Raw genomic sequence first — 386 nt, 5'->3', positions numbered from 1 at the left:
GCAGTTACTTCCTTGCCAGTGCCAACGTTCTTGTCGTCGAACTGACCGTTAGAGGCGGCCACTGTCACCACGTCACCTGCTACCAGGCCGCTGGTGATAGAGGCAGCTACTGCCGCGTCTCTGTTACCGTCGTAGTCCTTGCTCTCAGCTGTGATGCCGATTACCAGGGCGATGGCTCTGATGTCAGCGCTAGCAGTAGCGGTAGTGTTGGCCGTGTAGTTGCCGGCGTCAGCGCCGGACTTGCTCACAGAGGCAGTTACTTCCTTGCCAGTGCCAACGTTCTTGTCGTCGAACTGACCGTTAGAGGCGGCCACTGTCACCACGTCACCTGCTACCAGGCCGCTGGTGATAGAGGCAGCTACTGCCGCGTCTCTGTTACCGTCGTA

Annotated in this window: 1 protein-coding gene; it reads right to left on the bottom strand. The window is 58.8% G+C overall.

Annotated elements, in window-relative coordinates; genetic code table 11:
- Positions 1–386 (bottom strand): YDG domain-containing protein (locus O71_RS24500; RefSeq protein ID WP_007661366.1); only part of this gene is annotated, 386 nt, incomplete at both ends.

It is taken from the genome of Pontibacter sp. BAB1700, assembly GCF_000277005.1.
Classification (GTDB): Bacteria; Bacteroidota; Bacteroidia; order Cytophagales; family Hymenobacteraceae; genus Pontibacter; species Pontibacter lucknowensis.
Note: the sequence above shows the minus strand (reverse complement) of the source record. Positions and strands in the feature narration are given on the sequence as shown.